Raw genomic sequence first — 6,316 nt, 5'->3', positions numbered from 1 at the left:
GTGCCGGGGGCGAGCGTCGCGGGGAAGTCGGGGACGTCGGGCCCCGCCCAGCGGCCCGCGGCCTCGTCCCACCACAGGTACTTCTTGCGCTCGCTCCACGGCCGGCCCTGCGGGTCCGCCGACGCGCGGTTGTAGAGCATCCGGCGATCGGCGGGCCACACCCAGCCCCATTCGGACTGGGTGACGCCGCCGCCCCCCTGGGGCACGCGGCGCGCGGCCTGATTGGCACCGTCGGCGTACACGCCCGTGTAGATCCAGCAACCCGCGATGGTCGAACCGTCGGCCTTGAGCTGCGTGTACGAGGTGAGGTTGCGCCCCGCGTCGGGCCCGGAGACGAAGCGGCCGTTGATCTCCGAGAGCACCGCCTCGGGATCGGGGTTGCCGTGCGCGTCCATCGGGTAGTCCCAGGTGAGATCCAGCAGCGGGCGGTCGCGCTCGTCGGTCGAGCCCGCGAGGCGCTCGCGGATCCGGAGGCCGAGCTCGTAGAAGAAGTCCAGTTCGCTCTGCGCCTGACCCGGCGGCTGCACGGCCTGGTGGCGCCACTGCAGCATCCGCTGGGTCTGCGTGAACGAGCCCGCCTTCTCGACGTGCGTGGCGGCGGGCATGAAGAAGACCTCGGTGGCGATGTCCTCGGTGCGCAGCTCGCCGGAGGCGATCTCCGGGCCGTCCTTCCACCACGTCGCCGATTCGATCATGTTGAGGTCGCGCACCACGAGCCACTTGAGCTTCGCCATGCCCATGCGCTGCTGCCGGCCGTTCGCGGAGCCGACGGCGGGGTTCTGACCGAGCACGAAGTACCCGTCGACCTTCCCGTCCAGCATGTCGACGGCGGTCTGGTACGTGCCGGCGGGGCCGTCGAGCTTCGGCAGGTAGTCGTAGGCGAAGTCGTTCTCGGCCGTCGCCGCGTCGCCGTACCAGGCCTTGAGCAGGCTGATCATGTAGGTGTCGGCGTACTGCCAGTAGCCCTTCCCCGTCGCGGGGCGCACCGACGCGAGGTAGTCGGCGAGGCTGTCGTGCTTGCCGACGGACGGCATCGGCAGGTAGCCGGGCAGCAGGTTGAAGAGCGTGGGGATGTCGGTCGAGCCCTGGATGCTGGCGTGCCCGCGCAGCGCCATGATGCCGCTGCCCGGCCGCCCGACGTTCCCGAGGAGCAGCTGCAGGATGGCCGCGGTGCGGATGAACTGCGCGCCCATCGTGTGCTGCGTCCACCCCGTGGCGTAGCCGAAGCACGTGGTGCGCTCGCGCCCCGAGTTGCTCGTGATCGAGTCGGCCAGGTAGGCGAACTCGGCCGGCGAGATGCCGCACATGTCGGCCACCACCTCGGGGGTGTAGCGCGCGTAGTGCCGGCGCAGCACCTGGAACACGGTCCTCGGGTCCTGCAGCGTCTCGTCGCGGCCCTCGGCGTACTGCCACGTCGACTGGTCGTACTTCCCGGTCTCCGGGTCGAAGCCGGAGAACAGCCCGTCGAGGTCCTCGGTGTCCCGGAAGTCCGCGCCCACCATCTCCGCCGCGTTCGTGTACGCCACGACGTAGTCGTGGAAGTAGGCGTCGGTGCCGAGCACGTGGTTGATGAGCCCGCCGAGCAGCACGATGTCGGAGCCCGCGCGGATCGGCACGTGCCGATCCGCCACCGCGGAGGTCCGCGTGAACCGCGGGTCCACGTGGATCACCCGCGCGCCGCGGGCCTTCGCCTCAGCGACCCACTGGAACCCGACGGGGTGCGCCTCGGCCATGTTGCCGCCCATGAGCACGATGCAATCCGCGTTGGCCATGTCCTGCAGGGACTGGGTGGCGCCGCCGCGCCCGAACGAGGCTCCCAGACCGGGAACCGTGGCGGAGTGTCATATCCGGGCCTGGTTCTCGATCTGGATGGCGCCCGCGGCGGTGAACAGCTTCTTGATGAGGTAGTTCTCCTCATTGTCGAGCGTGGCGCCGCCGAGCGAGGCGATGCCCATGGTGCGGCGCAGCGGCCGCCCATGCTCGTCGAAGTCCTGCCAGCCGTGGCGCCGCGCCTCGACGAACCGGTCGGCGATCATGTCGATCGCGGTGTCCCGGTCCAGGTCCTGCCACTCGGTGGCGTACGGGGCGCGGTAGCGGATCTTGGTCTGCCGCAGCGGGTTGTTCACCAGCTGCTCGCTGGAGGAACCCTTGGGGCAGAGCCGCCCGCGCGAGATGGGGGAATCCGGATCGCCCTCGATCTGGATGACCTTCTCGTCCTTGACGTACACCTTCTGGCCGCAGCCGACGGCGCAGAACGGGCAGACGCTCTGCACCACGCGGTCGGCGGTCTTCGTGCGCGGCTCGAGCGCACGGGTGCGCGGGGACTCGACGGCCGGGCCGCGGCCGAGGACGTCCCCGGAGCGGAGCTGCCGCAGCACGGGCCATTCGAGGGGGCTGAACCTCGTCATGATCCTCACCCTAGTCCCGCGGCGTCGGCGTCGCTCCGGAACCCGCCGTCGCCGCCGGCTGTGAGATCGTGAAGACATGATCGAACTCGCGCAGCGCGCGGCGCACGTGCTCCCGCCGGAGGTCTGGGCGTACCTGATGCGCGGCGCGACCACCGGCGAGTCGCCCTGGGAGCGCTGGCGGTTCGCCCCGCGCGTGCTCCGCGACGTCCGCTCCATCGACACCGCGGCGCACGTCCTCGGCGACTGGCGCTCCCCCATCGGCGTCTCCCCGACGGCCTTCCATCGCCTCGTCCACTCCGAGGGCGAGGCGGCGGTGGCCCGCGCCGCCGCCGAGTGCGGCGCCCCGTTCGTGCTCTCCATGCGCGCCACCACCCGGATCGAGGAGGTCGCCGCGGCCGCCGCCGGGCCGTGGTGGCAGCAGGTCTATCTCATGCGCGACCGCGGCATCACCGATGCGCTCGTGCAGCGCGCCGCGGCGGCGGGCGCGACGGCGCTGGTCCTCACCGGCGACACCCCGTACGTGGGTCGCTCCGGCGGCCGCGGGCTGCCGCCGCTGGACGACGACCTCGCCCTGATCAACGTCGCCCAGCACCTGCAGCCCGGCGCCGACGCGTGGGCCGCGATCGAACAGGACGCCGGTGCCGTCCTGGACGACATCGGCCGGCTCGCCGCGCTGACGGGTCTCCCGGTGATCGTCAAGGGCGTGCTGCGCGCCGACGAGGCCCGGCGATGCGTCGACGCCGGCGCGGCCGGCGTGTGGGTGAGCGATCACGGCGGGCGCCAGCTCGGGCGCACCGNCGCGCNGGCGCAGGCGCTGCCCGCCGTCGCGGCGGCCGTCGGTGCCGATGCGGCCGTCCTCATCGACGGCGACGTCCGCGACGGCCTCGACGTGCTGGCGGCGCTCGCGCTCGGCGCGGACGCGGTCTTCGTCGGGCGCCCGATCCTCTGGGGCCTGGCCGTCTCCGGCGGCGACGGAGCCCGGTCGGTACTGACCGGGCTGCTCGACGAGCTCCGGCACGCCATGGGGCTCGCGGGTGCCACCCACCTCGGCGAGCTGTCGCCGGACCTCGTCGTCGCGCGCTGATCCACACCGCCCCTCCCGGACCGGTCCGTATCGTGGTGCGCACACGCCCATCCCAGGAGGACATGCATGCTCACCGGTCGCGCTCTGCTGCTGGACATGGACGGCACACTGGTCGACTCGCACGCCGTCGTCGAACGCTGCTGGAGCCGCTGGGCACGGGAGAAGGGCCTCGATCCGTCCGCGGTGCTGGCCGTCGCGCACGGCCGGCAGGGCCACGCGACGATGGCGGAGCTGCTGCCCGATCGCCCCGTCGAGGTCAATCTCGCGGAGAACCGCGAACTGCTCGCGCAGGAGACCGCCGACACCGAGGGCATCGTGCCCGTCGCGGGCGCGCCCGCCTTCCTCGCCGCGCTCGACGGCGCCCCACACGCCCTGGTCACCTCGGCGGACGTCCCGTTGTCGACGGCGCGCATGGGTGCCGCGGGCCTGCCGCTGCCGACGGTGCGGGTGACGGCGGAGGACGTGCGCGCCAGCAAGCCCGACCCCGAGGGCTTCCTGCGCGGCGCGGAACTGCTCGGCGTCGCCCCCGCGGACTGCATCGTGTTCGAGGACTCCGAGGCGGGGATCGCCGCGGCGAGAGCGGCCGGGATGCGGGTGGTCGGGGTGGGCCCGCAGGCGGCGCGCTTCTCCCCCGACGTCCAGGTCGACGACCTGACGGCGGTGACGGTCACCGTCGACGACGGGGGCATCCACGTGACGGCCTGACCGCACCGTCGACATCCGATGAGACGGTCGGCCGCCCCGGCGACATAGAGGGGGTGTGACGTCCACGATGAGAACCGACGAGTCCGCGGACCGGACCCTCCTCGCCCGCGCCGCGGGCGGCGACGGCTCGGCCTTCGCGGCGATCCACGACCGCCACGTGCGCCCCGTCTACTGGCAGGCGTACACCGTTCTGCGCGACGCCGACGCCGCGCAGGAGGTCGCCCAGGACACCTTCCTCACGCTCTGGCGCCGCATCGATTCCGTGCGGATCGTCGACGAGTCGGTGCTCCCGTGGCTCCTCACCACCGCGCGGTACACCGCGCTCAACGCGGGGAGGCGACTGTCGGCGGTCCGCGACAGATCGACCCCGCTCGACGACGCCGAGCCGCCCGGCGCGGCGCCCTCACCCGAGGACGAGGTGCTCGCCGCGGAGATCCGCGCGGTCATCGCCGCCGCGGTGGACGCCCTCTCGCCCACCGACCAGCGCCTCTACCGCCTGTGCGTGGAGGACGAACAGACCTACGAGCGGGCTGCGGCCGAGGTGGGCGTGACGCACGCCGCCGTACGCAACCGCGTCTCCCGGCTGCGCGGCCGCCTGCGCGCCGACCTGAGCACCCTGAGGGAGCAGTCATGACCACCCGGATCACCCCCGACGACATCCTCACCGACGACCGGCTCGCCGCGATGCGCTCCGCGGTGCTGACCGAGGTGGGCGACGACCTACGGGCGCGCCGGCGTCGCCGCAGGCACCGGACAATGGGCATCGCCGCGGCCGCCGCGATCGCGGTGGTGGCCGTCGGCGGGGGCGTCGTGGTGACCCAGTTCCAGGGCGGTTCGAGCGAATCCGCCTACTCCGCCCCGGCCCCCGCCCGCGAGACGGGCACGCAGTCCCCGTCGTCGCCCCTGGGCGGCCAGGCCGCCGTCGCGCCCGCCCCGAAGGCGGCGCCCACGACGGGACCGGCAGCACCGTCGACCCCGGCGAACGCGCCGACGAACCGCCAGGTGATCACCACCGGCACCGTCGACGTGACGAACGCCGACCCGGCTTCGGCGGCCCGGGAGCTGGCCGCGACCGCGGAGCGGCTCGGCGGCCGCGTCGACGCGCGCACCGAGACGGGCGGCGACGACGCCCGCGCCAGGCTGACGCTGCGGGTGCCGAACGACAAGGTGAACGAGCTGGTGGAGAAGGTCGGCGGGCTCGGCGAGGTCGGCTCCGTGCGGCTGGAGCACGAGGACGTGACGGGCACCGTGGTCGACCTCGAGGCGCGGATCCGCGCCACCCAGGTCTCCGTCGACCGGCTGACGGCGATCCTCGCGAAGGCCGAGACCACCGACCAGGTGATCGCGGCCGAGTCCGCCCTCACGAGCCGTCAGCAGGAGCTCGAATCCCTGCAGTCGCGGCGGGCGTCGATCGGTGACCGGGTCTCCCTCTCGACCGTGACGGTGTCGATCGACAAGCCGACGGTCACCACCGACCGGTCCGGGTTCACGGGCGGCCTGCAGAACGGCTGGGACGCGCTCCTCGGCGCCGGGCGGTGGCTGTTGGTGATCGTCGGGGCGGTGCTGCCGTGGGCCGCGGTGCTGCTGGTGCTGTACGGGCTCTACCGGGTGGTGCGCCGGTTCCGGCCCCGCTCCTGAGCGGCTAGGAGGGGACGACGAGCGCGCGGGCCGTGGCGAACCGGGGCCCGCGCGCACCGTCGACCTCGACGAAGAAGTCGGCCTCGGAGAAGCTCTGCCGACTGCCGGGCTTGACCACCCGGCCGACGGCGAGGAAGGCCTCCCCCTGCGCGGCGCGCAGGAACTGCGTGTCCATCTGCGTGACGAGGCCGCCCGCGCCCGGGTGCATCGCGAGCGCGTAGCCGCAGGCGTTCTCGAGGACGCCCGCGATGAGGGCGGCGTGCAGGCCGCCGACGTTCTGGCACAGGTCGGCGCGGCGCTCGAGGCGGAGCACGACCTCCTCGCGGTCTGCGCTGACCACCTCGATACCCGCCCACCGGTTGAACGGCAGGGAGGCGTTGTACTGGACGAGTTCCTCGAAGGTCACCCCAGCACTATCGCACCCCGGCGATCAGCGTCCGGTCGCGGCGAGCACCGGGGCGGGTGCGGGACGGGGCGCCGG

6 protein-coding genes and 1 pseudogene are annotated in these 6,316 nt (G+C 73.3%); 5 read left to right on the top strand and 2 right to left on the bottom strand.

All coding sequences use genetic code 11. The features are described 5' to 3' along the window. On the bottom strand, positions 1 to 2,408 hold a 2,408-nt coding region (locus tag ACNAYW_RS24475; RefSeq protein ID WP_415852201.1), incomplete at its 3' end, for a molybdopterin-dependent oxidoreductase. A gap of 76 nt (positions 2,409 to 2,484) precedes the next feature. Here ACNAYW_RS24475 and ACNAYW_RS24470 point away from each other — a divergent pair. The 5 genes and pseudogenes from ACNAYW_RS24470 to ACNAYW_RS24450 form a co-directional block, all read left to right on the top strand. Continuing rightward, positions 2,485 to 3,205 (top strand): annotated as a pseudogene (locus ACNAYW_RS24470) (alpha-hydroxy acid oxidase); the annotation flags it as partial. A 7-nt stretch (positions 3,206 to 3,212) separates the two neighbouring features. Further along, positions 3,213 to 3,492 (top strand): alpha-hydroxy-acid oxidizing protein (locus tag ACNAYW_RS24465; protein WP_415852200.1); only part of this gene is annotated, 280 nt, incomplete at its 5' end. 66 nt (positions 3,493 to 3,558) lie between these two features. Beyond that, positions 3,559 to 4,197, top strand: coding sequence for an HAD-IA family hydrolase (locus ACNAYW_RS24460; protein WP_415852199.1), 639 nt, complete (start codon positions 3,559 to 3,561; stop codon positions 4,195 to 4,197). Positions 4,198 to 4,264: 67 nt separating this feature from the next. Then, the gene (locus ACNAYW_RS24455) at positions 4,265 to 4,831 is read left to right on the top strand and encodes an RNA polymerase sigma factor (protein ID WP_415852198.1); all 567 of its coding nucleotides are present in this window, start codon (positions 4,265 to 4,267) and stop codon (positions 4,829 to 4,831) included. Continuing rightward, positions 4,828 to 5,835 carry a DUF4349 domain-containing protein gene (locus ACNAYW_RS24450; RefSeq protein ID WP_415852197.1) on the top strand — a complete coding sequence of 336 codons (1,008 nt, stop codon included), beginning with the start codon at positions 4,828 to 4,830 and terminating at the stop codon, positions 5,833 to 5,835. Before ACNAYW_RS24455 ends, ACNAYW_RS24450 begins: the two co-directional genes overlap by 4 nt. A 4-nt stretch (positions 5,836 to 5,839) precedes the next feature. Here ACNAYW_RS24450 and ACNAYW_RS24445 read toward each other — a convergent pair whose 3' ends face one another. After that, positions 5,840 to 6,241: a PaaI family thioesterase gene (locus tag ACNAYW_RS24445; RefSeq protein ID WP_415852196.1), complete on the bottom strand. Its 402-nt coding sequence runs from the start codon at positions 6,239 to 6,241 to the stop codon at positions 5,840 to 5,842. Positions 6,242 to 6,316: the final 75 nt, after the last annotated feature.

Origin of the sequence: Tsukamurella ocularis (assembly GCF_965138335.1) — a bacterium.
Lineage (GTDB): Bacteria > Actinomycetota > Actinomycetes > Mycobacteriales > Mycobacteriaceae > Tsukamurella > Tsukamurella ocularis_A.
This window is presented reverse-complemented; position numbering and strand designations above follow the sequence as displayed.

Bases quoted from the DNA above. Each gene is read 5' to 3' on its own strand.
- ACNAYW_RS24460 (WP_415852199.1), top strand. From the start codon at position 3,559: ATGCTCACCGGTCGCGCTCTGCTGCTGGACATGGACGGCACACTGGTC.
- ACNAYW_RS24455 (WP_415852198.1), top strand. From the start codon at position 4,265: ATGAGAACCGACGAGTCCGCGGACCGGACCCTCCTCGCCCGCGCCGCG.
- ACNAYW_RS24450 (WP_415852197.1), top strand. From the start codon at position 4,828: ATGACCACCCGGATCACCCCCGACGACATCCTCACCGACGACCGGCTC.